At 69.4% G+C, this 23,290-nt stretch carries 24 protein-coding genes; 11 read left to right on the top strand and 13 right to left on the bottom strand.

Annotated features, from left to right (window positions below; genetic code table 11):
• Positions 1-329 precede the first annotated feature (329 nt).
• The 6 genes from OHA61_RS35715 to OHA61_RS35690 all read left to right on the top strand — a co-directional run bounded on the left by OHA61_RS35715 (position 330) and on the right by OHA61_RS35690 (position 5,615).
• A complete protein-coding gene (locus OHA61_RS35715) occupies positions 330-413 on the top strand; it encodes a putative leader peptide (protein ID WP_351446407.1) in 84 nt (27 codons plus the stop codon).
• Between the two features lie 211 nt (positions 414-624).
• Positions 625-1,638, top strand: coding sequence for an ABC transporter substrate-binding protein (locus OHA61_RS35710; protein ID WP_406306514.1), 1,014 nt, complete (start codon positions 625-627; stop codon positions 1,636-1,638).
• A 4-nt stretch (positions 1,639-1,642) separates the two neighbouring features.
• Positions 1,643-2,452 carry an ABC transporter ATP-binding protein gene (locus OHA61_RS35705; RefSeq protein ID WP_406306513.1) on the top strand — a complete coding sequence of 270 codons (810 nt, stop codon included), beginning with the start codon at positions 1,643-1,645 and terminating at the stop codon, positions 2,450-2,452.
• Positions 2,449-3,333: an ABC transporter permease gene (locus tag OHA61_RS35700; protein ID WP_406306512.1), complete on the top strand. Its 885-nt coding sequence runs from the start codon at positions 2,449-2,451 to the stop codon at positions 3,331-3,333. The genes OHA61_RS35705 and OHA61_RS35700 overlap by 4 nt, the downstream gene beginning before the upstream one ends.
• A gap of 11 nt (positions 3,334-3,344) precedes the next feature.
• The gene (locus OHA61_RS35695; protein ID WP_406306511.1) at positions 3,345-4,670 is read left to right on the top strand and encodes an LLM class flavin-dependent oxidoreductase; all 1,326 of its coding nucleotides are present in this window, start codon (positions 3,345-3,347) and stop codon (positions 4,668-4,670) included.
• A gap of 48 nt (positions 4,671-4,718) precedes the next feature.
• Positions 4,719-5,615 carry a TauD/TfdA dioxygenase family protein gene (locus OHA61_RS35690; protein ID WP_406306510.1) on the top strand — a complete coding sequence of 299 codons (897 nt, stop codon included), beginning with the start codon at positions 4,719-4,721 and terminating at the stop codon, positions 5,613-5,615.
• Between the two features lie 98 nt (positions 5,616-5,713).
• On the opposite strand, the gene OHA61_RS35685 is transcribed toward OHA61_RS35690, so the two are convergent.
• Both OHA61_RS35685 and OHA61_RS35680 read right to left on the bottom strand, forming a co-directional pair.
• Positions 5,714-6,337 (bottom strand): LAETG motif-containing sortase-dependent surface protein, encoded by a 624-nt coding sequence (locus tag OHA61_RS35685; RefSeq protein WP_406306509.1) that lies wholly within the window; start codon positions 6,335-6,337, stop codon positions 5,714-5,716.
• 198 nt (positions 6,338-6,535) lie between these two features.
• On the bottom strand, positions 6,536-7,036 hold the full coding sequence (locus tag OHA61_RS35680; protein ID WP_406306508.1) for a DUF6328 family protein: 501 nt from the start codon (positions 7,034-7,036) through the stop codon (positions 6,536-6,538).
• Positions 7,037-7,099: 63 nt separating this feature from the next.
• Here OHA61_RS35680 and OHA61_RS35675 point away from each other — a divergent pair, with 63 nt between their 5' ends.
• Positions 7,100-7,270, top strand: a complete 171-nt coding sequence (locus tag OHA61_RS35675) for a hydrophobic protein (RefSeq protein WP_406306507.1) — start codon at positions 7,100-7,102, stop codon at positions 7,268-7,270.
• A gap of 60 nt (positions 7,271-7,330) precedes the next feature.
• On the opposite strand, the gene OHA61_RS35670 is transcribed toward OHA61_RS35675, so the two are convergent.
• From OHA61_RS35670 to OHA61_RS35660, 3 genes are all read right to left on the bottom strand, one after another.
• Entirely contained in the window at positions 7,331-9,175 is a 1,845-nt protein-coding gene (locus OHA61_RS35670; RefSeq protein WP_406306506.1) for a transketolase, read from the bottom strand.
• Between the two features lies 1 nt (position 9,176).
• Positions 9,177-10,502, bottom strand: coding sequence for an NAD(P)/FAD-dependent oxidoreductase (locus OHA61_RS35665; protein ID WP_406306505.1), 1,326 nt, complete (start codon positions 10,500-10,502; stop codon positions 9,177-9,179).
• 78 nt (positions 10,503-10,580) lie between these two features.
• Entirely contained in the window at positions 10,581-10,808 is a 228-nt protein-coding gene (locus OHA61_RS35660) for a DUF6458 family protein (protein WP_406306504.1), read from the bottom strand.
• Between the two features lie 259 nt (positions 10,809-11,067).
• Here OHA61_RS35660 and OHA61_RS35655 point away from each other — a divergent pair, with 259 nt between their 5' ends.
• Complete coding sequence (locus OHA61_RS35655; protein ID WP_266484635.1) at positions 11,068-11,877, top strand: VOC family protein; 810 nt, start codon at positions 11,068-11,070, stop codon at positions 11,875-11,877.
• 42 nt (positions 11,878-11,919) lie between these two features.
• On the opposite strand, the gene OHA61_RS35650 is transcribed toward OHA61_RS35655, so the two are convergent.
• Entirely contained in the window at positions 11,920-12,243 is a 324-nt protein-coding gene (locus OHA61_RS35650; RefSeq protein WP_406306503.1) for a plasmid stabilization protein, read from the bottom strand.
• A gap of 152 nt (positions 12,244-12,395) precedes the next feature.
• On the opposite strand from OHA61_RS35650, the gene OHA61_RS35645 reads away from it, so the two are divergent.
• Positions 12,396-14,657 carry a SpoIIE family protein phosphatase gene (locus OHA61_RS35645; protein ID WP_406306502.1) on the top strand — a complete coding sequence of 754 codons (2,262 nt, stop codon included), beginning with the start codon at positions 12,396-12,398 and terminating at the stop codon, positions 14,655-14,657.
• 13 nt (positions 14,658-14,670) lie between these two features.
• On the opposite strand, the gene OHA61_RS35640 is transcribed toward OHA61_RS35645, so the two are convergent.
• Positions 14,671-17,613: a HAMP domain-containing protein gene (locus tag OHA61_RS35640; RefSeq protein WP_406306501.1), complete on the bottom strand. Its 2,943-nt coding sequence runs from the start codon at positions 17,611-17,613 to the stop codon at positions 14,671-14,673.
• 154 nt (positions 17,614-17,767) lie between these two features.
• Positions 17,768-18,121 carry an ATP-binding protein gene (locus OHA61_RS35635; RefSeq protein ID WP_406306499.1) on the bottom strand — a complete coding sequence of 118 codons (354 nt, stop codon included), beginning with the start codon at positions 18,119-18,121 and terminating at the stop codon, positions 17,768-17,770.
• A 194-nt stretch (positions 18,122-18,315) separates the two neighbouring features.
• On the opposite strand from OHA61_RS35635, the gene OHA61_RS35630 reads away from it, so the two are divergent.
• A complete protein-coding gene (locus tag OHA61_RS35630; RefSeq protein WP_406306498.1) occupies positions 18,316-19,191 on the top strand; it encodes a SigB/SigF/SigG family RNA polymerase sigma factor in 876 nt (291 codons plus the stop codon).
• A 27-nt stretch (positions 19,192-19,218) separates the two neighbouring features.
• Here OHA61_RS35630 and OHA61_RS35625 read toward each other — a convergent pair whose 3' ends face one another.
• From OHA61_RS35625 to OHA61_RS35615, 3 genes are all read right to left on the bottom strand, one after another.
• Positions 19,219-19,671 carry an ATP-binding protein gene (locus OHA61_RS35625; protein ID WP_406306497.1) on the bottom strand — a complete coding sequence of 151 codons (453 nt, stop codon included), beginning with the start codon at positions 19,669-19,671 and terminating at the stop codon, positions 19,219-19,221.
• Between the two features lie 11 nt (positions 19,672-19,682).
• Entirely contained in the window at positions 19,683-20,081 is a 399-nt protein-coding gene (locus OHA61_RS35620) for an STAS domain-containing protein (protein WP_406306496.1), read from the bottom strand.
• 171 nt (positions 20,082-20,252) lie between these two features.
• Positions 20,253-20,630: a DUF2795 domain-containing protein gene (locus OHA61_RS35615; RefSeq protein ID WP_406306495.1), complete on the bottom strand. Its 378-nt coding sequence runs from the start codon at positions 20,628-20,630 to the stop codon at positions 20,253-20,255.
• Positions 20,631-20,878: 248 nt separating this feature from the next.
• Here OHA61_RS35615 and OHA61_RS35610 point away from each other — a divergent pair, with 248 nt between their 5' ends.
• Complete coding sequence (locus tag OHA61_RS35610) at positions 20,879-21,670, top strand: SigB/SigF/SigG family RNA polymerase sigma factor (RefSeq protein ID WP_406306494.1); 792 nt, start codon at positions 20,879-20,881, stop codon at positions 21,668-21,670.
• 40 nt (positions 21,671-21,710) lie between these two features.
• Here the strand turns inward: OHA61_RS35610 and OHA61_RS35605 are convergent, their stop codons facing one another.
• The gene (locus OHA61_RS35605) at positions 21,711-22,946 is read right to left on the bottom strand and encodes an FUSC family protein (protein WP_406306493.1); all 1,236 of its coding nucleotides are present in this window, start codon (positions 22,944-22,946) and stop codon (positions 21,711-21,713) included.
• Positions 22,947-23,006: 60 nt separating this feature from the next.
• Positions 23,007-23,255, bottom strand: coding sequence for a DUF5133 domain-containing protein (locus tag OHA61_RS35600; protein ID WP_406306492.1), 249 nt, complete (start codon positions 23,253-23,255; stop codon positions 23,007-23,009).
• Positions 23,256-23,290: the final 35 nt, after the last annotated feature.

Below are 23,290 nucleotides of genomic sequence, written 5' to 3'. Positions count from 1 at the left end.
GCACGACGGAGCGTCTTGCTCTGCCAAGGCCCACAACTACTCCTGCAATACGGCGAGTTGCGCTCACAGCAAGCGCTGTCACCGCACAGCATCGCGGGGCCGGGACAACCGCAACAGGGGGCCGTGAGAACCAAGGGAGAACAGAGGCTGACGGCACGTCGACGGATCGGGGGACCCGCGCTCCCGCTCACCGGGATCCGCCGGATCCGGCCGCCCGCAACGCTGCCGACACAGGCCACATTCGTGAAAGAAATCCGCAACAATTCAGCATGCGAGACGATTTCCGACGCTCATTGACGTGACCGGAATTCGCTGCCATTCTCTCGGGTGTGAGTCAAGCTGACATTCTCGTATCGCGCCTGCACGTCGATCTTCGACGGCACGCCAGCGCACTCTGTGCCGCCGGCCGCTGAAACACGCTCAGCTGACCTCTCTCCGCCTCCATCCCTTGTTCCAGGGCTCCTTACGACGGGCTGAGCACCTTCGCGCCCGTCACGCGGTAATTCCTCGGCAGGCCTTCGGCTGAATTCACCTGCCGTATTGCACATGCCTCCTTCCTGAATGAACTGTGCCTTTCGGCATGGTGATTCAGGCATCTTCGCGTACCCCGAAACGGAATGACTGATGACCTCCAGACGCACCTTCCTTGTGCTCTCCGGCCTCTCGGCGCTGGCGGCCGCCGGCTGCGGTACGGCGAGCGGCAGCGGCATCCGTAACACCAAGGCGCTTCGCTACCAGGGTTCGGCCGGCGCGGTCACCCCGCCCGAACTGGCCGCTGCCCTCGGCTTCCTGGACGATCTGAAGCTCGACTGGGTGGGGAATACCATCAGCGGCCCGCAGGACATCCAGTCCGCGGCGTCGGGCCAGACCGACTTCGGCGGCGCGTTCAACGGCGCGGTGGTCAAACTCGCCGCCCGCAAGGCCCCCATCAAGGCAGTCGTCAGCTACTACGGCTCCGACAAGTACGCCTACAGCGGCTTCTACGTCACCGAGAAGAGCGCCATCCGCTCGCCCCGCGACCTCATCGGCAAGAAGGTCGGGATGAACACCCTCGGCGCCCACCACGAGGCGATGCTGGACATCTACCTCAAGAAGAACGGGCTCAGCCGGGCCGAGTCCGAGCAGGTCGAACGGATCGTCATCCCGCCCGTCAACACCGAACAGTCGCTGCGGCAGCGGCAGATCGACGTGGCGGTCCTCGGCGGCATCCTGCGCGACAAGGCTCTTGCCACCGGGGGCGTGCGCAAGCTCTTCAGCGACTTCGATCTGCGCGGGCCCTTCAGCGCCGGAACGCTGGTCCTGACCGAGCGCTTCATCAAGCAGAACCCACAGACGGTACGGACCTTCGTCACCGGAGTGGGCAAGGCCCTCGACTGGTCCCGTACGACGCCCCGTGACGAGGTCGTGGCCAAGATGACCGAGATCGTCGCCCGGCGGAAGCGCAGCGAGAGCCCCGACGCCCTCAAGTACTGGCGCTCGTACGGCGTCTCCGCGCCCGGCGGCCGGATCGAGGAGAAGGAGCTGTCGGTCTGGGCCGACTGGCTCACCGAGCGCGGGGACATCAAGTCCGGCCAGGTCAGCGTCCCCGGACTGTTCACCAACGAATTCAACACCAACCGGGCCAAGGCGGGGAGTTGACCCCATGACCGCGAAAATCAGTTTCCAGGGGGTCGGCAAGACCTTTCCCGTACGCGGCAAACAGGGCCAGGTCACCGCGCTCGACGGCATCGATCTTGACGTCGTCGCCGGTGAGTTCGTGGTCATCGTCGGCCCGAGCGGCTGCGGCAAGTCGACGCTGCTCGATCTCCTGGGCGGTCTCTCGACGCCCACGTCCGGCCGGATTCTGCTCGACGGAGAGCCCGTCACCGGGCCCGGTCTCGACCGGGGCATCGTCTTCCAGCAGTACGCCCTGCTCCCCTGGCGCACCGCCCTGGGCAATGTGGAGTTCGGCCTCGAAGCGACCCGGGTGCACCGCCGGGTCAGGTCCGAGCGGGCCAGGGAGTATCTGGCGCTCGTCGGGCTGACCGGCTTCGAGGACCGGCATCCGCACGAGCTCTCCGGCGGTATGCGTCAGCGTGTCGCCATCGCCCGCAGCCTCGCCTACGACCCCGATGTGCTGCTCATGGACGAGCCGTTCGCCGCGCTCGACGCGCAGACCCGTGAATCGCTCCAGGACGAGCTGCTGCGGATCTGGCAGCGCACCGGCAAGACGATCGTGTTCATCACGCACGGCATCGACGAGGCGGTCCACCTCGGACAGCGGGTCGCCGTGCTGACCTCGCGGCCCGGACGGATCAAGGAGGTCGTGCCGATCGATCTCGGTGACCACGGGGCGGATTCCGATTCGCGCTCGAGCCCCGAGTTCGCGCACCACCGCCATCAGATCTGGAGCCTGCTGCGCGACGAGGTCACCCGGGCCCAGCAAGAGGAGAGGGAGGCCGCAACGCTATGAGCATCACCACCGAGAAGGTGCTCGCGCCGGCCGTCGATGTCGGCGGCACCGCACAGCACACCGATCCGGCGCTCACGGCCCCGCGCCGGACGCTGCCGATTCCCCTGCGGCGCACCGGCCGCGGGCTGCTGGCCGTGTTCACGCGGACCGTGGCGATCGGGCTGCTCCTTGCGGTGTGGGAGAGCGCCCCCCGGCTGTCCCTGGTGGACCGCACCTTCCTGCCGCCGTTCTCCGAAGTCGCCGTCGCCTGGTGGCAGCTGCTGCTCGACGGGCAGCTCGCCGAGCACACACAGGCCAGCCTCGGCCGCTCGCTCACCGGTTTCGGGCTCGCGGTCGCCCTGGCCGTACCGCTCGGCCTGCTGATCGGCTGGTACCGGCCGCTCGCGGACCTCCTCGGGCCGCTGCTGGAAGTCTTCCGCAACACCGCGGCACTGGCCCTGCTTCCCGTCTTCGTCCTGCTGCTCGGCATCGGCGAGACCTCGAAGATCTCCATCGTGCTGTACGCGTGCACCTGGCCCATCCTGCTGAACACCATCAGTGCCGTACGCAGCGTCGACCCGACCCTCCTGAAACTGGCCAGGTCGATGGATCTGCCCGCGCCGAGGATCTTCCAGAAGGTAATCCTGCCCGCCTCGGTGCCGACGGTCTTCACCGGCATCCGGCTGGCGGGCGCGGTCGCGATCCTCGTCCTCGTCGCCGCCGAAATGGTGGGCGCCAAGGCCGGGCTCGGCTATCTCGTCAACGCCTCGCAGTTCAACTTCGCGATCCCCGACATGTACGCCGGGATCATCACCATCTCCGCCATCGGCGTCGGCTTCAACCAGCTGCTCGTGGCTCTGGAGCGCCGCTTCACGTCCTGGCGCACCCCGACCGGAAACTGAGGGAACAGCCCATGTCCACCGACTCTCCGCGCCAGTTCCATCTCAACGCCTTCCTGATGAACGCCGGTCATCACGACGCGGCCTGGCGCCATCCGCGCACCCAGCCGGAACGCATCACCGACATCTCGTACTTCCAGGAGCTGGCCCGTACCGCCGAACGCGGCAGGCTCGACTCACTGTTCCTCGCGGACGGTGTCGCCCTCTGGGGCAACGCCCGCTACAACGCGGTCGGCGGGTTCGAGCCGCTCACGCTGTTGTCCGCGCTTGCGGTGGCCACCCAGCACATCGGCCTGATCGCCACCGTCTCCACGACGTTCAACGAGCCCTTCCATGTGGCGCGCAAGTTCGCCTCGCTCGACCACATCAGCGGCGGACGGGCGGGCTGGAACATCGTCACCTCGGGGAATGTCGCCGAAGCCAGGAACTTCGGCCGCGAGGAACACCTGGAGCACGCGCTGCGCTACGAGCGGGCCGCCGAGTTCCTCGATGTGACCAAGCAGCTGTGGGACAGCTGGCGCGACGACGCTCCGGTCGTCGACCGCGAGCGCGGGATCTACTCCGAGGAAGGTGCGGTCGCCCCGATCGACCACCGCGGCACGCACTTCCGGGTCGACGGGCCGCTCAACGTACAGCGCTCGCCGCAGGGGCATCCGCTGCTGGTGCAGGCCGGATCGTCCGAGGACGGCAAGGAGTTCGCCGCCCGGTACGCGGAGGCGGTGTTCACCGCCCAGCAGACCCTGACGGACGGCCAGACCTTCTACAAGGACCTCAAGTCGCGGCTGGCGAAGTACGGCCGCCGACCGGACCAACTGAAGATCCTGCCCGGCATCTGCCCCGTCATCGGCGCTACCGAGGCGGAGGCCCGGGCGCTGGAGGACGAGCTCACGGGCCTGCAGGTGCCGGAGTACGGACTGCAGCAGCTGTCCGGGATGCTCGGCACGGATCTGAGCGGACTGCCGCTCGACGGCCCGCTGCCCGAGCTCCCCGAGGAACGGGACATCAACGGCAACAAGTCACGCTTCACGCTGGTCGCGGACCTCGCCCGGCGCGAGCAGCTCACCATCCGGCAGCTGATCGCACGGCTCGGCGGCGGGCGCGGTCACCGCGTCTTCGCCGGTACGCCCGAGCAGATCGCGGACCAGCTGGAGGAGTGGTTCACCCAGGGCGCGGCCGACGGCTTCAACATCATGCCGCCGTATCTGCCCGGCGGACTCGACGACTTCGTCGATCAGGTGATTCCGGTGCTCCAGGACCGTGGCCTGTTCCGCACCGAGTACAGCGGTCGCACGCTGCGCGAGCACTACGGCCTGGAGCGGCCGCCCGGCCGGGCTCACTGATCCCCTCCCATCCCCGCACATTCCCGTACACAGAGAGGAAGTTCCCGCATGACCAGCACCGGTTTCGACATCCGCCGGATCGGCGGCCGCATCGGCGCCGAGATCCTCGGCGCCGACATTTCCACGGACCTCGAGCCCGCCGTCGTGAGCGAGATCAACGCGGCGCTCCTGGAGCACAAGGCGCTCTTCTTCCGCGGCCAGCAGCTCGACGACGCTGCGCAGCTCCGGTTCGCCTCGCTCTTCGGTGAACTCACCACGGCGCACCCGACCGTGCCGTCCGCCGAGGGGCAGCCTCACATCCTGGCGGTCGACGGCGACGAAGGGATCCGTGCCAACCAGTGGCACACCGACGTCACCTTCCTGCGTACCCCGCCCAAGGCGTCCACACTGCGCAGCCTCGTCGTCCCGCCCTACGGCGGCAACACCCTGATCGCCAACTCGGCTGCCGCCTACCGGGATCTGCCGGACGCGCTGCGCGAACTGGCCGACCGGCTGTGGGCGGTGCACACCAACGCCTACGACTATGCCGAGCCGAAGAGCGAGAAGGCCGCCGAGCACCGCAGGCAGTTCGTCTCCAGGAAGTACCGCACCGAGCACCCGGTGGTGCGTGTCCACCCCGAGTCGGGCGAGCGCGGGCTGTTCATAGGCGGCTTCGCGCAGTCCCTGGTGGGCCTGTCCCCATCCGAGTCCCGTGACATCCTGCGGATCCTGCAGTCCTACGTGACCCGCCCGGAGAACGTCGTCCGCTGGACCTGGGCGCCCGGCGACCTCGTTCTGTTCGACAACCGCATCACCCAGCACTACGCGCCCGACGACTACGGCGATCTGCCGCGCCTGCTGCACCGGGTGACGGTCGCGGGCGATGTCCCGGTCGGCGTCGACGGCAGCCTCAGCCGGGTTGTCGAGGGCGACGAGGCCGCGCACTACACACCCGTGGCGGCCTGACAACAACGCAGGAAGGGCGGGCCGAGGGCCCGCCCTTCCCGTGTGCACCGCTGCGGCGGCGCTCCGCGGTTCGTTCCCCCGCGGCAAACGCGCCAAGGTCAGTGCTGCGCGCTGCGCCGCTTGCGAGCGGCCCACATGATGCCGCCACCCGCGACTATGACCAGGGCGGCAGCGCCGGCGATCAGCGGGGTGGAGCTGGAGGAGCCCGTCTCGGCCAGGTCACCGGAGGGGCTCGGCTTGGTCGAAGCCGGGGGCACCTCGGCGGAGCTGGTGGCGGTGCTCGGGGTGTCACTCGGAGTCTCGCTCGGCGCGGGAGTGGACGGGCTGGGCTTCTCCGACGGGGTCGGAGAGGGGCTCGGCTTGTCGTTGCACACCGGCGCCGTCTTGCTCTCGTCGCGCGAGAACTTGTCGTCGTCGCCCGCCTTCACGACGAGACGGACGGTGAGCTCCTTGTCGTGCTTGGGGAGCTCGAGCTTCTTGTGGAAGTTGCCCTTGAACGTCTCGGCGGGCAGCAGGTCCTTGCCGTCCACCGTGACGGTCACGGTGTTGTCTTCCTTGGGGCTGTAAGCGGTGAGGTCGACGCTGACCTCGGTGCAGGTCACCTCCCACACAGGGGTGTGCGCCTGCGCGGTGCCGGCGGCCAGGCCGACGCCGAGTGCACTGACCGTCGCGATCGTTGCGAAGGCGCCTGCCCGCCGCCACGATCTGTTGTTTGTTGTCACTCATTCCTCCACGGTTACCGCGCCACCCATTTGGCGGTGCGCGCACAGTACCGCCAAGCTCCCAGAGGTTTACACCCACCCCACCGCCTTCTTTTGCTGACTCGCGTCACCCAATCCGTCGCCCCCTCGGCGGAGTTGATGCACTCCCCCGAAACCACGCGAGGGCACAAGGTGACCGAAATGAAGCGCAACCATGGGTCATTCGTCGGTCCGGCGGCCGATGGCGCGGGCCCAGAAGGGCAGGACGAACCAGCAGACGACGAACCAGGCGACCATCCCGACGACAAGCCACAGCGCGACCTCGTCGGCGACGACGATCCGCAGGATGAGCAGCAGCGCGGACGCCATCGTGCACAGCAGCAGAACCAGGCCGACGACCGTGAGGCGGGATGCCCAGACGACCGTCTCCGGCTTGAGCCGCTGGCCGGTCAGGAGGCGATGGAAGGAGACGGGCCCGATGAGAGCACCGGTCGTCGCCGCCCCCAGCAGCATGGTGACCAGATAGATGTGGCGATCGGCTTCGGAAAGCTCGGCGAACCGGGGCTGGAATGCCACCGCAAGCAGAAATCCGAACAGGATTTGCACCCCGGTCTGAGCGACCCGCAATTCCTGCAGCAGATCGGTCCATCTCCGGTCGGCCCTCTCCTCCGGCGTCTCGTCCCGGCCGCGTTCCGGGCCGTCTTCCGCTTTCTGTGTCATGTCGCACGTCCTCGATGTGTACGCCGAAGAACAGGGGGCACCCGCTGATTGGAGGTACAGACTATGGTTCCCATCCTGCTCGTTCTGCTCCTCGCGCTGATTCTTTTCGGTGCCGGTTTTGCCGTGAAGGCACTCTGGTGGATTGCCATCATTGTCCTGGTCGTATGGCTGCTGGGATTCCTGATGCGGTCCACATCGGCGGGTGGCTCTCGGTCTCGCTGGTACCGGTGGTAGCGGTGGCAGCGAGAAGTGAAAGAAGTACGGCGGCCTCCGGGCCGCCGTACTTCTCTATTCTCAGCGCACCACCACTTCTTCCACGAGCAGCCGTGCGGCGACCGCGATCGACGCCGCGTCGATACCGGCGACGCGCAACTGCTCCTGGGGCGTGGCCGACGCGGGTATGTTCCGGACTCCGAGTCGCACCAGCCGGGGCGCCGGGCGCCCGTCCGAGAAGACCTCCGCGACCGCGTCACCCAGGCCGCCCTGCGGACGATGGTCCTCCACCGTCACCAGGCACCGTGTCTCGTCGGCCGCCTTCTGCAGTGTCCGCGCATCGGCCGGCTTGACTGAGTAGAGGTCGACGACCCGCACATCGATGCCTTCGCTCTCCAGCAGTTCAGCCGCCGCCAGCGCCTCGTGGACCGTCACTCCCGCCGCGACCACGGTCAACCGGTCCCGCTCGCTCGACCGCAGCACCCTGGACCCGCCGACCGGGAACTCCTCGTCGGGTCCGTAGAGGACCGGCGTTTCGCCCCTGCTGGTGCGCAGGTAGCTGACCCCGGACAGATCGGCCATGGCCTCGACCAGGCGGGCAGTCTGATTGCCGTCGCACGGACAGAGCACGGTGCTGCCGGGAACCGCACGGAACATGGCCAGATCCTCCAGTCCCATCTGGGACGGTCCGTCCTGGCCGATGGCGACTCCCGCGTGCGAGCCGACGAGCCTGATGCTCGCTCGGCTGACGGCTGCCATGCGTATGAAGTCGTGGGCACGGGTCAGGAACGCCGCGAAGGTGGCGGCGTAGGGGACATAGCCCCGCGCCTGCATCCCCACGGCCGCCGCGACGAGTTGCTGCTCGGCGATGTAGCACTCGAAGTAGCGGCTGGGGTGTGCCTTGGCGAAGTACTCAGTACGGGTCGAGTCGCCGACCTCGCCGTCGAGCGCGACGACGTCGGCGCGCTCCGAGCCGAGTGCGGCCAGGGCCTTTCCGTACGCGGTACGGGTCGCGACCGAGTCACCGATGGCGAAGCGCGGCGGCTCGGCGTGCCCGCTGCGGGTGCCGTGCAGCACACGCGCCGCGGGCGGCGGCTGGACATCGACGTGGATGTGGCGGGGTCCACCGAGCTCCTCGATGGCTTCGTCGGCGTCGGGCAACGGTTTGCCGTGCATGCCCTCCCGGTCCTCGACGGATGAGACGCCGCGGCCCTTGTGGGTGCGGGCGATGACCGCGGTGGGCCGACGGAAGGTGGTGCGGGCCTCGGCCAGTGCCTCGTCGACCGCGCCCACGTCATGGCCGTCGATCTCTATGGTGTGCCAGCCGAAGGCCTGCAGCCTGCGGGCGTACGCATCGAGGTCCCACTCGTGGCGCGTGGGACCGCGCTGGCCGAGCCGGTTCACATCGATGATCAGCGTCAGATTGTCGAGGTGTTCGTACGCTGCATGCTCGACGGCTTCCCAGACGGACCCCTCGGCCATCTCGCTGTCGCCCGACAACACCCACACCCGATAGGGGATCTGGTCGAGCTTCTTGCCCGCGAGTGCCATGCCGACACCGACCGGCAGGCCCTGTCCGAGCGACCCGGTGGCCACGTCCACCCACGGCAGACGGGGGGTGGGATGTCCTTCGAGACGGCTGCCGAGCCGGCGGAAGGTGAGTAGTTCCTTCTCGTCGATGACGCCCGCCGCCCGGTAGAGGGCGTACAGAAGCGGTGAGGCATGTCCCTTCGAGAAGATCAGCCGGTCGTTGCCGGGATGGCCGGGCCGGTCGAAGTCGTAGCGCAGATGGTTGGCCAGCAGCACAGCGGCCAGGTCCGCCGCCGACATGGACGACGTGGGGTGCCCGGAGCCCGCCGCGTCGGCGGCTCGGACGGAGTCCACACGCAACTGCTGCCCCAGTTCTGCCAGTTGTTCGTTTCGCATCTCACTCCTCCTTGTCGGTGGGGCCCGGGACGCGGGCGAGTTCCGGTGAGGCGGTGTCCAGCGGAACCGACCAGGAACGGACGAGACCCAGCTGGACGGACTGACGCGGCAGCACTGCGTCCAGCAGCCAGTCGGCGGCGACACGCACCCGGTTGCCGGGCATGGCTGCCAGGTGGTAGCCGCGGGTCACGGCGCCCGCGAGCGGCCCGGACAGCGCAATGCCCAGGGGGTTCGCGGCGGCCTGGACGCCCCCGAGGTCGACGGCGAAGCCCAGATCATGATGTTCGTAAGGGCGCTGATCGCCGTCGCCGAGTGAGGCCGCGACATTGAGTCCGGCCAGCTTGCCCTGGCGCGAGGCGTGCTGAGCAGTCATCGGCGTGTACTCGCCGGGCCGGGTCAAGTCAGGCACGGCCGCCGCGTCACCGCAGGCGAAGACCTCGGGATGTCCGGGCACGCCCAGCCGGGGGTCGACCACGAGACGGCCGCGCTCGACGGGCAGTCCGACCTCGGACACCAGCGGGTCGGGACGTACGCCCACACACCAGATCAATGTTTTCGTGTCGATGAACTCCCTGTCGTCCAGCAGCACTCCGGCCTCGGTGGCCTCCTTGACCGAGGTCCCGGTGCGTACGTCGACACCGCGCCGGCGCAGCACCCGGTCGGCTGTCGACGACAGCCTGTGGTCCAGCTCGGGCAGGACGCGGTCGGCGATGTCGAGCAGAACCCAGCGGGTCCGGCCGCCGCGGTTCCCGGCGGGCCGCCTACGGGTCAGCGCGTCGGTGAACAGCTGCCCCTGAGCGGCGACTTCCGTTCCGGTGTACCCGGCGCCGACGACCAGGAAGGTACGGCGCGACGCGCTCTCCCCCGCACTGGCGGCGACATCGGCCAGCTCGATCTGCCGGGTGATGTGGTCGCGCAGATAGAGCGCCTCGGGAAGTCCGCGGAAGCCATGGGCGTGATCGGCGATCCCGGGCACGGGGAGCAGCTTGTTCACACTGCCGACGGCGAGCACCAGACGGTCGTACGCCAGCGTGCCGGAGCGGCCCTCGGGATCGGTGAAGGCGACGCGCCGCGCTTCCAGATCGACTCCCGTGGCCTCCCCCAGCTGCAGGCGTACCCGCGGCAGTGCGCCGGGGAGCGAAACACTCACTCGTCGGGGTTCCAGGATCCCCGCTGCGACCTGCGGCAGCAGCGGCAGATAGAGGAAGTAGTCGGTGGGATTGAGCAGGATGATCTCGGCCTCGTCCCGGGCGGTCCTGGAGAGCGCTCGGGCGGCCTGGAAACCGGCGAATCCGGCTCCGACGACAACGACACGGGAACGATTCACGATGACTCCGGCGCGAGTGCGGACTGGGCATGACGAGCCCGGCGGGTGCCCTTGAGCCAGTGCGCCAAACGGGCGCCGTCACTCGTAGCGGCGGTGGTCGCGCTCCGCGTCGACCACCGGCGTCGACGGCGGCACGATGACGCGGCGGCGCCTGGCGATGCTGGTGAACGTGGCGACGCCGATGATGCCCACGGCCATCAGGATCAGGCCCACCACGTCGAGATTGGCGCCCTCCACCTTCCAGTCGGTGGCGAACGTCAGTATCGCTCCGGCGGCGATCAGGATGATGCACCCGCCAAGACCCATGTGACTCACCTTCCCTGTACGAATCCCTGCCGACGAACCTCTGCGCAGGGACGGTCACGGCCGGGTACCCGGGCCGGGAGGCGGAAAACAGCGGACTGCGGGCAGAAAACGCCGGGGCAGCAGGTTTGGCAGAAACGCAGGAGAGCACTCGGCGGGCGCGCCGCTCGCGAGGACGCCTCCCCGGCGAGAGGATGGGCTGCGTCAGCCGACTCCCGTCACCCCCGCCGCTCACGCGCATTCGATCAGGACACCGAGGGTTATGGACAACGAACCGAGAGCAGTCAGATCGCAGACTGCCCCATCGAGCGCGTCCGTGTTCGGTGCGCCCTGCTGGGTCAGCCTGATGACCCGGGACCTGCAGGCCGCGCAGGACTTCTACGGTGCGGTACTGGGGTGGCGCTTCCGCAAGGGCCGCATGGGCGAGGAGTTCAGCGTCGCCTTCTCCGACGGCGCGCCGGTCGCGGGCATCGGGGCGCTGGCGCCGAGGCTGCAGGTCGCCGTCGACTGGACGCCGTACTTCGCCGTGACGGACACCGACGAGGCGGCGGCACGCATCCGGGAGCGCAGCGGCACGGTCGCGGTCGGGCCGCTGTCGTTCGCCATGGGGCGGGGAGCCCTGGCGGCGGACCGCGACGGCGCCGTCTTCGGGATCTGGGAAGGGATGCTCATTCCCAACTGGCACCGGTGGCGCAAGAGCGCTCCCGCTTGGCTGCGCCTGCGCACCCGCAACGCCTTCGATGCCGCAATCTTCTACGGAGAAGTCCTGGAGTGGGCGACGGACCGCCCGGGCTGCTGCCAGGTCAGCTACGAGGGGGAGGAGGTCGTGCTCCGCAGTGAGGGGCACGTTCTGGCGCGCATCAGTTCCGGGGCGTCGGGAGAGGCGCCCGATCCCATGATCAGGCCGAGGTGGCATGTCCACTTCCCCGTCGAAGACGTGGCGGCCACTGTCGATGCGGCCCTGGACAACGGCGCTGTCGTCCTGGAGCGGCAGTCCTCGCCGCAGGGCCTTCAGGCGGCGCTGCGCGATCCCGACGGCGCCCTGTTCACCGTCACCTCCGCACAGCCGTAAGGGCCGGTCGCACAGCGCCCGCGCGGTGACGCGGCTGCGTAGTCAGCGGCCCAGTGAGCGCTTGAGTTCGTCCTTGTTCATGGACGACCGGCCATGGATGTTGCGGCGCTGCGCCTCGGCGTACAACTGGTCGTACGTCGGCCCCTCGGCTCCGCTGTGCGAACGCTTGCCACCGCGCCGCGAAGAGGACATGTCCTCGATGGAGCTTTTGCTCGCCGTGCGGGACTCCCCCGAGCGGGCTCGCTCCTTGTTCACCGTGCGGGCGGCGATCTCCTCGGCGCGCTTCTTGCTCTCGCCGCGCTCCTGAGCGCTCTCCTTGATGTGTTCGTACTGGCGTTCTCGCTTGGCGCTTGAACCGCGAGGCATGACAACTCCTTCGTGGCCCCGTCCGGATGGTTCCCCCACCACCCTGCGGCGGTCCGCCTGCGGCCGCAATCCGGGTCGCCGCCGCGTAAAATCCAGATCGGGCGCGATCGCCCGCATCGCGCCGTCTGCCCGGGATGGGGGTAGTCGCGATCATGCCTGCGCAGGAGCCTTCCGGCCTGAGCGGCGGGCACGACGAACTGTCCGCCGCGCTCGCCGGCCTCGCCGCCGACAACGCGGGTCTGCGCGAGCAGCTCACGCGGCGGCATCTGATCGACCTGGCCACCGGGATCCTGGTGGCGCAGCTGCAGGCGTCGCCCGCCGAGGCCGCCGAGCACCTCGCCCGGCTCGCCGAGGCGACGGGGGTGAATACGCAGGACCTGGCCGCGGACATCGTCAACGGCGTGGCGGGAACCATCGCCGTCGCACCTGCCACCGGGGGCGAGGACGCTCTCGCCGGGGCCCGCCGGATGCGCCAGGTCGTCACCGCGGCCGAGGCGAACGAGGCGGTGAGCGAGGCGGCGGCCACCTTGCTGGACGGCGGCCTGCGCCCGCTCGGCGTGCAGAGTCTGTGGCTGTGGCGGCGCATGGAGTCCGACTGTCTGCGCCTGGCCGGACACGCCGGAGTGAGCGCCACCGAAGCCGCGCGATGGCAGTGGATCCCGCCCGGCCTCCCGGCGCCCTTCCAGTCGGTCCTCACCGAGGGCTCGCCGGTGTGGCTGGCCACGGGGCCGCCCATGGACGTCGTCCTTCCCGGCCCGGGACCCGAAGCCGCCCGCGCACTGCTGCCGCTGCGGCTCCAGGGCGCGACCGTGGGGCTCGCCCTCGCCGTCTGGCCCGGCCGCGCGGATCTCGACGAGAACCTGCGCCGTGCGCTCACCGATCTGATCGACGTGGCGGCGAGGGTACTCAACGCCACGGAGGCCGAACCGTCCCGGTCTCCCCTGCTGGACGACCTGGTCGACGCCCTGGCCCATCCGGCGGCTACGGTGCACCGGGGTCCGGACTCCTCGACGCTGTCGGTCGAGCACCTCAACGAGCCGGCGTCCGAAGCCCTCGGCGGCACCTACCAGGCAGTGGGGCAGCCGCTCGAAGTGGCCTTCCCCCGGCACCATGGCGACCTCGCGCCGCTCATCCGGCGCGCGTACGAGGCCACTTCCCTCCAGCGCGCGGCCCGCGTCCCCGTGGAACACCGCGAGGGCTCCCCCGCCCCGCTCCTCGATGTGCGTGTCCTGCCGGCCGGCGACGAACGGGCGGTCGTCCTGTGGCACACCGGCAGCGACCTGCGGACGGCCGCCACGCGCGCGGTGAGCCAACTCCAGGGCGTCGCGCCGTTCGAGGACGATCTCGTCGCCGGTACATCGAGCTGGAGCGAGCAGGCGTACGGAGTTCTCGGCGTCGATCCGCAGTCGCAGCCGATCCCTCTCTCGAAGCTGCTGCTGCGGGTGCATCCGGAGGACGGCGACGATCTGACCGAACTGCTGTCGACGCTCACCGAGCGGCGCAAGGGCGCGGTCGCGGTGGTGCGGGTCATCCGGGACGACGGTGGGCTGCGGCATGTACGGATCGCGGCGGAGCCACTGCTCGACGAGGGGGTCCTCACCGGGCTCACCGGCGTGTACCAGGACGTCTCGGCCGGGTTCCACGCCGAGGTGGCCCTCACCGCCACCTTCGACCAGCTCACCGCCGTACAGGCGCAGGCAGCCCTGCGGCACCGGCTGGCCCTCCAGCTCCAGCAGGCGATCGTCCCCGAGATGCCCGCACTGCGGCGCCTGCCCGGGCTGCAGGCGACGGCCCGTTATCGCCCCGCGGTCCAGGAGTACCGCGTGGGCGGGGACTGGTACGACGTACTCCCGCTGCCCAACGGCAGGGTGCTGGTCGCGGTCGGCGACATCGCCGGGCACGGCATCGACTCCGCCACGGGAATGGTGGCCCTGCGCAACGCCCTGCGGGGGCTGGCCTTCACCGGGCACACACCGGGACGGCTCATGCAGTGGCTGAACGAGGTCACCCTGAACACGCAGGGACACCCGACGGCCACCGCGGTCTGCGCACTCTACGATCCGGCCGACCGGACGCTGTGCTGGGCGAGCGCCGGGCATCTGCCGCCGCTGCTGCTGCGGGACGGCACGGCGCAGCTGATCGACCCGCCGCGCGACATCCTGCTGGGAGCCGTACCCTCATCCGTTTACCGGGAGACGATCACACAGCTGAAGCCCGGCGACACGCTTCTGCTGTACACCGACGGGCTCATCGAGCGCCGTCACGACGGGCTGGACCAAGGGTTGGAGACACTGCGGCGGGCGGCCCAGGAGCTGAGCACCTGCGAGGTCGAGGAGCAGGCCGACCGGCTGCTGAGCGAGGCCACGGGCGACACGGACGACGACACCAGCCTCATTGCGATCCGCGTCGTCTGACGTCGGCGCTCACTCAGCGTCCGCGCGCCAGCCAGGTACGGATGCGCGCCATCAGATCGTCCGCGTCCACCGGTTTGGCCACATAGTCGTTGGCTCCGGCCGCCAGTGCCTTGGCGCGGTCGCCCGGCATCGCCTTGGCGGTGACCGCGATGATGGGAACCTCGGCGAAGCTCGGCAGTTCCCGGATCGCCGCCATGGTGGCGTTGCCGTCCATACCGGCCATCATCACGTCCATCACGATGAGATCCACCTCGCCGTGCTCCCCGAGCAGATCGATCCCGGCCCTGCCGTTGTCCGCCTGGAGCACCCTCATGCCCTCTCGCTCGAGGATCTGGGTCATCGCGAAGATGTTGCGGATGTCGTCGTCCACCACCAGGACCGTGTGTCCCGTGGCCGGTTCCTCCTCGCCGGGCGCTGAGGCCGGATGCTCCTGACTGTCGGCGCGGTCCTGCCGTCCACGGTGCTGAGCCCGGACCGGCAGGTAGAGCGTGAAGGTACTGCCAAGGCCCACCGCGCTCTCCACCACGATGGCGCCACCGAGGAGTTGTGCCACCTCACGGCTGATGGACAGGCCGAGTCCGGTTCCGCCGTAGCGGCGGGACGTGGTGCCGTCGCCCTGCTGAAAGGCTCCGAACACACTCTGGAGGCGGTCGGCCGGGATGCCGATTCCGGTGTCGGTGACCCGGAAGGCGACCACCGTCCCGGCCTCGCGCAGCGCGGGCGGCAGTTGCTCGTCGGTGACGGTGTGGGCGCGGAGTTCGACACTGCCCTCCTCGGTGAACTTCAGCGCATTGGACACGAGGTTGCGCAGCACCTGCCGCAGCCGTGCCTCGTCGGTGGTGAGTTCGTCGGGGATCCCCGGCTCGGCCACCACCCGGAACGCCAGCCCGCGCTCGCCCGCCACCGGCCGGAAGGTCGCCTCGACGTACTCGAGAAGCTGATGCAGCAGGACCGGCTCGGGATGGATGTCCATCTTTCCGGCCTCGACCTTCGACAGATCCAGGATGTCGTTGATCAGCTGGAGCAGATCGGAACCGGCGGAGTGGATCACCTCGGCGTAGTCGACCTGCTTCTGTGTCAGATTGCCTTCGAGGTTCTGGGCGAGCAACTGGGCAAGGATGAGAAGGCTGTTGAGCGGGGTGCGCAGCTCATGGCTCATGTTGGCCAGGAACTCCGACTTGTACATCGAGGTGCGCGACAGCTGCTGGGCGCGGGCCTCCAGTTCCTGGCGCGCCTGCTCGATCTCCAGGTTCTTCCGCTCGATGTCGCGGTTGCGGTCGGCCAGCAGCGCCGCCTTCTCCTTGAGTTCGGCGTTGGAGCGCTGGAGCTCTTCCTGGCGCGCCTGCAACTCCCCGGAACGGGCGCTCAGTTCGGCCGTGAGGCGCTGCGACTGGTCGAGGAGTTCGTCGGTACGCACATTGGCGATCAGCGAGCTGAGGTTCACGCCGACCGTCTCGATGAACTGGTCGAGGAAGTCACGGTGGATGACGGTCAGGGGGCGCAGCGCCGCGAGTTCGATGACTCCGAGGACCTGCCCCTCGACGACGATCGGCAGCACGACGAGGTTGCCGGGGTCCATGCGGCCGGTGCCGGAGACGATGGTCGCGTAGCCGGGTGGCAGGTCCTCGACCGTGATGGTGTGGCGGCTCTGCGCGGCCTGCCCCACGAGTGACTGGCCGAGCCGGAAGCGGCGGGGTCCTGCGGCCGGGTCGTCGGGCACCCCGTACCCGGCGATCATGACCAGTTCGAGCCCCTCGCCGCCGTCCTGGGCCAGGAAGAAGCCGCCGTACTGGGCGGAGACCAGCGGGGGGACCTCGGTCATGATCAGCTCGGCGACCGCGGAGAGGCTTCTGGTGCCCTGCATGAGGCTGGAGATACGGGCCAGATGCGTCTTGAGCCAGTCCTGCTCCTCATTGGCCCGAGTCGTCGCGCGCAGGGACTCCACCATCGCGTTGATGTTGTCCTTGAGGTCGCCGACCTCTCCGGGGGCCTCGACCGTGATGGACCGGGTGAGGTCGCCCTCCGCGACCGCGCTGGTCACCTCCGCGATGGCCCGCACCTGCCGGGTCAGATTGCCGGCCAGTTCGTTGACGTTCTCGGTGAGCCTCTTCCACGTACCGGAAACGCCCTCCACCTCGGCCTGGCCGCCGAGCCGGCCCTCGCTGCCCACCTCGCGGGCCACGCGCGTGACCTCGGCGGCGAAGGACGACAGCTGGTCGACCATGGTGTTGATGGTGGTCTTGAGCTCCAGAATCTCCCCGCGCGCATCGACATCGATCTTGCGCCTGAGGTCGCCGCGTGCGACGGCGGTGGTCACCTGGGCGATGTTGCGTACCTGGTTGGTCAGGTTGTTCGCCATGGAGTTGACGTTGTCGGTCAGGTCCTTCCAGGTGCCCGACACGCCCTGGACGGTGGCCTGTCCGCCGAGTTTTCCGTCCGTGCCCACCTCGCGGGCGACCCTGCTGACCTCCTCGGCGAACGAGGAGAGCCGGTCCACCATCGTGTTGATGGTCTCCTTGAGCTCCAGGATTTCCCCGCGGGCGTCCACTCTGATCTTCTGCGTGAGGTCGCCGCGCGCCACGGCGGTCACGACCTGGGCGGTTGAGCGGACCTGCGAGGTCAGATTGTCGGCCATGGTGTTGACGCCCGTGGTGAGTTCCCGCCAGACGCCACGCACATGGGGTTCCCGTGCGTGACCGCCGAGCAGCCCCTGGCCACCCACTTCCCGGGCGACCCGGGTGACCTCGGAGGTGACCAGCGTCAGCTGCTCCACCATGGCGTTGTAGATGGTCGCGATCTCGCCGAGCAGCCCGCCGGCGTCGTCGGGCAGCCGAGTGGAGAGGTCTCCGTCCCGTACGGCCGTGAGTCCGGCCAGCAGCTTTCTCAGCCCGTCCTCACCCAGATCGGCGGGGGGCCGGGCCCGGTGCGGATCGGGCGTGTGGGCGGGCACATCCATCGCTGACCTCGCGCTGTCGTGACTCAACGGCGCCCCGCTGTCCGACCGGGCGGACAGGCGGTCGGGGCGGCTCTCCCCACTCTGACACGCAGTACTGACGCGGACACCCCGGGCGCCGGAAAACCGCAGCTCACCCGGTCCCTAGGCCTCGGGGTCACTCGGGAACGCCGACCACGAACCAGACGGCCTTGCCCGTTTCGCGCGGCACCCATCCCCAGCCGTCGGAGAGCTGCTGCAGCAGATACAGGCCGTGCCCCGAGGACCTGGCCGCCCGGTGCGGGCCGTGCCGTCGGGGCCGTACCGGACTGGTGTCGCTGACCTGGACCCACAGCCGGCCGGGAGCCCTGTCGAGCCCTAGCTCGACAGGCGTCCCGCCGTGCAGGCACGCATTGGTGGCGACCTCGGAGACAAGCAGCAGTACGTCCGCCTTCAGGACGCTTCCGGACGGGCCGGAGAGGCTGTACCACTCGTCGAGCACCTGCCGCGTCAGGTCGCGGCACCGGCTCACCACTCCCGGCCCGCCCGACAGCGGAAATCGGCGGCTGTCGGTCGCCTGCCGTTGTTTCTGTGCCCCATCCACAGGGTGCGAGTGCCCCATCCGGCGGCATCAAAGCACCGTAAATGGGCATCTTCAAGGCAGACGCTCATCCGACGGTCACGCTGCATCGGCAGCGCCGGCCTCCGCCCCGTCGAGGAAGTCTCATGTCCACCAGGACTCGAACCGAGCCGATCCATACCGAGCAGGCAGGCGTCGCCCGTCGCGGCGCGCCGGACGGCATACCGGAGATCGCGGACCCGCTGTCCGTCAGCACCGTGGACGCACGGACCCTGTCGACCTCGCTGTTCAAGCGTCTCGCCACGCTCGAAGAGGGCACCGCTGAGTACTCGTATGTCCGCAACACCCTGGTCGAGCTCAACCTGAGCCTCGTGAAATTCGCCGCCCGGCGCTTCCGCAGCCGGTCCGAGCCCACCGAGGACATCATCCAGGTCGGGACGATCGGCCTCATCAAGGCGATCAACCGCTTCGACGCCGAGCGCGGCATCGAATTCACCAGCTTCGCCCTGCCGACCATCGTCGGCGAGATCAAGCGCTTCTTCCGCGACACCAGCTGGGCCGTCCAGGTGCCACGCCGTCTCCAGGAGCTGCGCATCGACCTGGCCCGGGCCCGCGACCAGCTGGAACAGCACCTGGGCCGCTGCCCGACCGCCGCCGAGCTGGCCGGCCATCTCGGGATCACCGAGGCCGAGGTGGCCGAGGGCGAGCAGGCGGCGAACGGTTACCTGGCCCGCTCCCTGGACACACCGGTCGACGAGGACGACGCCGTGACCGCTCTGACCCGTGGCCTGGGCAACGAGGACCCGGCCTTCGACATCGTCGAGGCCGTCGCCACCCTCAAGCCGGTGATCGCCTCGCTCGGGGAGCGGGACCGGCTGATCCTCTCGCTGCGCTTCGGCGAGGAACTGACGCAGTCCGAGATCGGCGCCCGGCTCGGACTGTCGCAGATGCATGTCTCACGGCTGCTGGCCGCCATCTACGCGACGCTGCGGGCCGCACTCCTCGACGACGCCTCCTCCTGAGCCGCTCGGTCCTGAAGCGCCCGGGACCTACGGGGGCTGCCGCTCCCCCGCCGCGTGCGCCGGAGTGCCGACCTCCAGCCAGACGATCTTGCCGTCGCCCACGGGCGCCCAGCCCCAGCTCCGCGCCAGCCGCTCGATCACGATCAGGCCGTGCCCCCCGGGCTGCGAGACGACCTGCGGCACCCTCGGCCTCGGATGCTCGGGGCTGGCGTCGGCGACCTCGATCCGCAGCCGGTCGCCCGTGTGGTTGAGCACGAGCTCGGTGGGCCCGCCCGCGTGCAGACAGGCGTTGGTGACCAGTTCCGACACAAGGAGCAGCACATCCTCGGCAAGCTCCTCGTCCTGCCGCGTCCTGGCCGGCGTCCACCCCCAGTCGGCCAGAGCGTGTTCGGTGAAGTCACGGCAGCGGCCCACGACCCCCTTGGTGCCGAACAGCGCCAGTCGACGGGTCTGCCCCTGCCCGCGGACGCTCACGCCCATCCGTTCCTCGCCTACTTCGGCCGCTCGTCCGCCAGCGCCTCGTCGAGGCCGGCGTACACCGGGAACACCGCCTGGGCACCGGTGATGTCGAACATGCGGGCCACCGGCGGCCGCAGCGCGGACAGCGCCAGACGGCTGTCCGCCTCGCGCGCCGCGAGCCGCGCCCGCAGCAGCAGGTTCAGGCCGGTGGAATCGCAGAAGCTCAGGTCCGCGCAGTCGACCACGATCCGCTCGGGTGCGGCCCGCACAGCGTCCGACAGAGCCTCACGCAGCGGCTCGGCCGTATCGTGATCGAGTTCGCCCGACAGCACGAGGACGACGGCACCGGCCACGGGCCTCACTTCGACGCCGAGGCGTCCCTTGTGGACGGCACCGTCCCCCTGCGGCTGTCCGGCGACTCCCGACACCATGGGGGCTCTCCCGCTCCTCGACGTTCATCCGGTCCTGTCGATGCTTTCGACGTTGGCAGGGCGAGACCGCGTCCGCCACCGGACCCGTTCCCGCGCCCGCTTCCCGGGACTCAGGAGACGTACCCGCTGCCCGGGTCTCCACACCCGCAGGAGCTTGCTCCGGCGAAGCCGTCAGGACCGGCGCGAGAGTGCGCTGACGATTTCGTGTGCGGTGCGGTACGTGTGGTGGGCGGGCAGCCGGTTCACCATGGCGACCAGCCGGTCGGGAGCATGCCGCGCGGTCAGAGTGTGTACCAGTTCGCGACGCGTGGCCGGGAAGACCGTGCGGCCCAGGTGTCGCGCCAGTTCGAACCGCAACTGCTCGTCGGGGCCCAGAGAGCCCATCGTGGTCACGAAGCCGGACGCGATCTCCGGGTCGTCGTCGGCGCCGGGCTCGGGGTCGTGCCACTCCTCCACCCGCGTGGGGTGTCCGGAACGGAGCAAGCCCTGCAATTCATGCTTCATCTCTTCGTCCTTGTGGACGCTGAGGCGATCACTGCCTCGCTGCATGTCCTCCTCCTCGATCGTGGGGAGACTGTGCACGTACCCGATCGGCGCCTTCTGACACAGGCCGAAGGCACACGTTTCCGAACGGTTCGACCGGGCACCTGCGTCATGTGCTCCGGACAGGAGGCACGTCCCGTGAGAGCGATCAGCTCCCGGCGTGCACCGGCCCTGCCCGGCGGATCTCCGGTGATCCGACAGGAACCTACGCCCGCCCGAATGAGGAAGACCACTCTCAGGGAGCTGCGAGCACCATGCGTACCCAGACGAACCGCAAGCATCCGCACGACGACGCACCCGACACCACGGACGCGTTCCGCAGGATGGCCGCACTGCCGGACGGAGCCGAACGGCGGCTCCTGCGCCAGGAGATCGTGTACGCCTGGCTGCCCATGTCGCAGCGGCTGGCCGGCCGCTTCCGCAACCGCGGGGAGTCCCTCGAGGATCTGCGGCAGGTCGCCGCCCTCGGCCTGGTCAAGGCCGTCGACCACTACGACCCTTCCCGCGGCCACGCATTCGAGAGTTACGCCGTACCCACCGTGGTCGGCGAGGTCAAGCGCCACTTCCGCGACCACATGTGGGCCCTGCATGTCCCCCGCCGGGTCCAGGATCTGCGCAACCGTGTCCGGGTCGCCCGCCGGGATCTCGCCCAGTCCGTCCCCGGCCGCGATCCGTCGGCGGCCGAAATCGCCCGGCACACCGGACTGACCGAGGAAGAGGTGCGGGAGGGTCTCGCGGCGCTCGAGAGCTTCACCGCGCTCTCCCTCGACGCCGAAACAGCCGGTTCCGAGGACGGATACTCCCTGCGCGACACCCTCGGCACACCCGACCCGGCTATCGACGTGCTCGTGGACCGCGAGGCGGTCAAACCGGAGCTGAGCAAGCTCTCGCAGCGCGAGCAGCGCATCCTGTACCTGCGCTTCTTCCAGGACATGACGCAGAGCAGCATCGCGAAGGACCTGGGCATCTCCCAGATGCACGTGTCCCGGCTGATAAGCCGCTGCTGTCGGCAGCTGCGCGAACGGGTCATGCAGGAGGCCGCGTAATCCGTACCGCCCCGGCCCGCACGCACCGCGCGCGGGCCGGTCAGCGGGATGCCCCCCGCCGCGGGCCTTTGCCGCGTGCCCACCGGCGTACGGCGGAGATCCACGGATACCGCTCGTGCTGCTCCCGGGTCACCCGGTCCAGTTCCTCCATCAGGCGCTGCGAGCGGTGGTCCATGTCCAGCTCGTCGAGGATCCGGTCGATCTCCGTGAGCAGCGCTCCGTGCAGCTGCCAGTCGCGCGGATGCCGTTGCACACCCTGGAGAAGGAGCTCCGCGGCCTTCTCCCGCGCGGCGGCGGCCGCAGCGAGTTCGTCGGCCAGCCGGGACTCCGCCGCGTCGGCGCTGCGGCTCACCTGTGTGGTCACCAGTACGGAGAAGCTGACCAGGGCATCGGCGACATGGCTCAGCAACTCCTCGAGGGCGACGCCCACCTCCGGCGGGAACACGTCCTGCCCACCGCGCTTCTTGGCGAGGTCGGTCATCGTGCGGGCAAGTACGCGCAGGACCACCGCACAGATTTCGAGGGTGTCGAGCCCCGTACGCAGCACGACCCGGTGCAGCAGCCCCTCCTTGACCCGCGGATTGAGCCGGAGGCTGTCCTCCGCCTGCCGCAGGGCCCCGTCGACCTCCGCGATGTTGTTGTCGAGCCGGCGTGCCTCATGAAGACGGGCGGCAGCACGCTCGACGGGAGTGGGGCCGCTCAGCTCCTCGCCGATGCGCAGGAGCAGTCGGCGCATGCGCCGGGCGAGGTCCTCGATGGAGTCACCGGCGGGACCCACCCATACCGGGGGCACGAACACGACGTTGAACAAGAGCCCCACGACGGCGCCGATAAGTGTCTCCAGGACCCGGTCCCAGGCCGCGCCGCCGACCTGGGTCACACCGAGCACGAGCATCGCGCTGATCGCGACCTCGGGCACGAACTCGTCGACGCGGACCAGTCGTCCGACCACGAGCGAAGCCAGGATGATCAGCCCCAGGCTCCACCACGTCAGGCCGACGAGCGCACTGAAGCCGATGGCGATCAGTACGCCCGCGACGACGGAGTTCACCCGGCGGATACCGGTCGTGAGGGTGGAGTAGAGGGTCACCTGGACGACGAGGAGCGCCGTGAGGGGCGCGGTGAGCGGCGCCGGTTCGCTGCTCAGCTGCAGGGCGACGACATACGAAATCGTCGCGGCCGCCGTCGAGCGCACCGTCTGGACGACGGCGGGCTCGCGGCGCCGGCGGACCAGTTCGGCCACCGGCGCCGTCACCGACTTGGTCACCTCACGCACTCCTTGATCCTTCCCGCTCGTCAGCGGGCGGACCCGGGCAGTCCTCTAGCGGTGCCCCGGTCAGTTGACCGTGGGTGACGAGCGCTGCCCGGCGGACCCCTTCGCGGGCCGGGTCCGGGCGACGTAGCGCTCCGCCTTGAGCACGGCCTCTCTGGCCGTGCGCTCACCCATCAGCACGCACAGCGTGTACGCCGTGTCCTCGAAGCGCATCCGCGCGCCACGATCGTGGGGCGCGTGCAGAAAGTGGTGTTCGTGTGCCCGATAGAGCACCATCAGGCGGGCGATCACAGCGGTGTCCGGCATCAACATCAGTGCCCTCCTTGAGTGAAAAGCACCAGCGGGCG

Origin of the sequence: Streptomyces sp. NBC_00885 (assembly GCF_045207475.1) — a bacterium.
Lineage (GTDB): Bacteria > Actinomycetota > Actinomycetes > Streptomycetales > Streptomycetaceae > Streptomyces.
Note: the sequence above shows the minus strand (reverse complement) of the source record. Positions and strands in the feature narration are given on the sequence as shown.

Bases quoted from the DNA above. Each gene is read 5' to 3' on its own strand.
- OHA61_RS35710 (WP_406306514.1), top strand. From the start codon at position 625: ATGACCTCCAGACGCACCTTCCTTGTGCTCTCCGGCCTCTCGGCGCTG.
- OHA61_RS35705 (WP_406306513.1), top strand. From the start codon at position 1,643: ATGACCGCGAAAATCAGTTTCCAGGGGGTCGGCAAGACCTTTCCCGTA.
- OHA61_RS35700 (WP_406306512.1), top strand. From the start codon at position 2,449: ATGAGCATCACCACCGAGAAGGTGCTCGCGCCGGCCGTCGATGTCGGC.
- OHA61_RS35695 (WP_406306511.1), top strand. From the start codon at position 3,345: ATGTCCACCGACTCTCCGCGCCAGTTCCATCTCAACGCCTTCCTGATG.
- OHA61_RS35690 (WP_406306510.1), top strand. From the start codon at position 4,719: ATGACCAGCACCGGTTTCGACATCCGCCGGATCGGCGGCCGCATCGGC.
- OHA61_RS35680 (WP_406306508.1), bottom strand. From the start codon at position 7,036: ATGACACAGAAAGCGGAAGACGGCCCGGAACGCGGCCGGGACGAGACG.
- OHA61_RS35675 (WP_406306507.1), top strand. From the start codon at position 7,100: ATGGTTCCCATCCTGCTCGTTCTGCTCCTCGCGCTGATTCTTTTCGGT.
- OHA61_RS35670 (WP_406306506.1), bottom strand. From the start codon at position 9,175: ATGCGAAACGAACAACTGGCAGAACTGGGGCAGCAGTTGCGTGTGGAC.
- OHA61_RS35660 (WP_406306504.1), bottom strand. From the start codon at position 10,808: ATGGGTCTTGGCGGGTGCATCATCCTGATCGCCGCCGGAGCGATACTG.
- OHA61_RS35655 (WP_266484635.1), top strand. From the start codon at position 11,068: ATGGACAACGAACCGAGAGCAGTCAGATCGCAGACTGCCCCATCGAGC.
- OHA61_RS35650 (WP_406306503.1), bottom strand. From the start codon at position 12,243: ATGCCTCGCGGTTCAAGCGCCAAGCGAGAACGCCAGTACGAACACATC.
- OHA61_RS35645 (WP_406306502.1), top strand. From the start codon at position 12,396: ATGCCTGCGCAGGAGCCTTCCGGCCTGAGCGGCGGGCACGACGAACTG.
- OHA61_RS35640 (WP_406306501.1), bottom strand. From the start codon at position 17,613: ATGGATGTGCCCGCCCACACGCCCGATCCGCACCGGGCCCGGCCCCCC.
- OHA61_RS35630 (WP_406306498.1), top strand. From the start codon at position 18,316: ATGTCCACCAGGACTCGAACCGAGCCGATCCATACCGAGCAGGCAGGC.
- OHA61_RS35625 (WP_406306497.1), bottom strand. From the start codon at position 19,671: ATGGGCGTGAGCGTCCGCGGGCAGGGGCAGACCCGTCGACTGGCGCTG.
- OHA61_RS35620 (WP_406306496.1), bottom strand. From the start codon at position 20,081: ATGGTGTCGGGAGTCGCCGGACAGCCGCAGGGGGACGGTGCCGTCCAC.
- OHA61_RS35615 (WP_406306495.1), bottom strand. From the start codon at position 20,630: ATGCAGCGAGGCAGTGATCGCCTCAGCGTCCACAAGGACGAAGAGATG.
- OHA61_RS35610 (WP_406306494.1), top strand. From the start codon at position 20,879: ATGCGTACCCAGACGAACCGCAAGCATCCGCACGACGACGCACCCGAC.
- OHA61_RS35600 (WP_406306492.1), bottom strand. From the start codon at position 23,255: ATGTTGATGCCGGACACCGCTGTGATCGCCCGCCTGATGGTGCTCTAT.